The sequence below is a fragment of the Salipaludibacillus sp. CUR1 genome (assembly GCF_021028955.1).
In the GTDB taxonomy this organism is placed as follows: Bacteria; Bacillota; Bacilli; order Bacillales; family Salisediminibacteriaceae; genus Salipaludibacillus.
The window spans coordinates 1-1871 of sequence record NZ_JAIWPE010000067.1 but is presented as its reverse complement, the minus strand read 5'-3'; the positions used below and the strand labels follow the sequence as shown (position 1 = coordinate 1871).

1 protein-coding gene is annotated in these 1871 nt (G+C 46.6%); it reads right to left on the bottom strand.

The window, feature by feature from the left end:
- Positions 1-90: 90 nt before the first annotated feature.
- Entirely contained in the window at positions 91-1326 is a 1236-nt protein-coding gene (ltrA, locus tag K8O68_RS14205) for a group II intron reverse transcriptase/maturase (protein ID WP_230897520.1), read from the bottom strand.
- Between the last annotated feature and the right edge of the window lie 545 nt (positions 1327-1871).

Here is a 1871-nt window from a genome sequence, read left to right as displayed (position 1 = left end):
TAAATCGAGTAGGAGGGGGTGATTAGCCCCCGACCTCTCACACCACCGTACGTACGGATCCGTATACGGCGGTTTCATGAAAATCAAACGTTATATCAACGACTTTAAACCCATTTTCCGCCAATAAGCGTCGTTTAGCGTATGATGGAGTATTGGGCTACAGGCGATTCGCCAGTAGCCTTTTCTTGTGTTTCCCCATTCATGAGCCTTCTGTTTCGACACCCCTAAGGCGATTAAGTTTCTGGCTTTGGTTTTAGGTGCCTTCCATTCTTTCCATCTGATCATTCGGAGTCTTCTTCTTATCCACTGCATCAATTCCTTTAGTACCGTTGGTGTTTCCGCCAGTCGAAAATAATTCCTCCACCCAACAATAAATCGGTTCAGCTTATCAATTCTGTATTCCATCGGAATACTTTTCTTTCGGGACGTCATCTCCCGAATTCGGTCTTTTACCCGTTGGATTGATTTTCCGTGGATCCGTATTTTCGCTTTTCCTTTAGTAGAAGCTGTAAAGCTGAACCCTAGAAACTTTCGTTTCCACGGACGATCGACCGCGCTCTTTTCCCGATTTACTTTTAGTTTCAGTTTGCCTTCAATGAAGGTAATCATGTTCTTACGGATACGCTCTGCGGCCTTCTTTGACCCAGTATAGATCTGACAGTCGTCCGCATAGCGGACAAAGCGAATACCCCGTTTCTCCAATTCTTTGTCCAGTTCATCAAGTACAATATTTGAAAGAAGCGGGCTTAATGGACTCCCTTGGGGAGTCCCCATTTCGTTTTGCCTTACTAATCCGTTTTCCATGATTCCTGCCTGGAGATATTTGCGGATGAGGCTTAACACCCTTCTGTCGCTAATACGATAGCTTAACGTTCGCATTAACCGGTCGTGGTTCACTTTATCGAAGAATTTCTCCAAATCGATATCAACCACCCATGTGTGTCCATCGTTGATAAACTGTTTTGCTTTCAACACGGCATCATGGGCTCGTCTTTTCGGACGAAAACCATAACTGTTTTCAGAAAATGTCGGATCGTAGATTCGTTGAAGATAGAGATTAATGGATTGCTGGATCAAGCGGTCCATGACTGTCGGGATTCCCAGCATCCGTTTACCTCCGTCCGGTTTCGGGATTTCGACTCGGCGGATCGGTGACGGTTGGTAGGTTCCCGATAGGAGTCCTTGACGGATGGCAGACCATTCTTCGGAGATCTGGGATTTCAGTTCCGCAATGGTAATGCCGTCAACACCTTGGCTCCCTTTATTTTGGACCACTTTAAGGTAGGCGTTGTTTAAGTTGTCTCTATGCAATATCTTTTCCAACATCTCATTGACCTCCACGTGGTTCAATCCTTTCTATTGTGTGGCTTCATTCTCCACGCTTCTTATGCCCTCAAGGAATTCACCTTTACTTCATAAGGAAGCTGATATGTTCTGTGTCATCAAATGAAGCGTACGCAAGGAGGTGAACACTCTTTTCATGATTCAGCCCTTCCCACAGCGTCTAGAATTCTGTGGTACTATGGCTTCGGCTGACTTCTGACAATTCAGTGGTTCCTCCTGGAACCAGTTACCGTATGTGTACGGCGTTCTTGTCAGACCTCCCCGGGTAAGTGCATAAACTTCCTCTCCATGTACCCGCCTCATTTACTGTCAATCCCTTTGATCGTTCGGACTTCGACTTGTTAGGCAGTCTCATCCAAGAAGGACAGCCTAGTATGAGATTCGTGTTCCTCGGGTCGGAGATTTGCCTCCGGCTTCCTTCAGATTCCGAGTCGCCTCGGACACCCTTGCTTTTGGCTAATGGCTACAACGATCTTCGCCATTTGGGACTTGAACCCTAGAGCGTATGCACATGCCGGGCACACCTA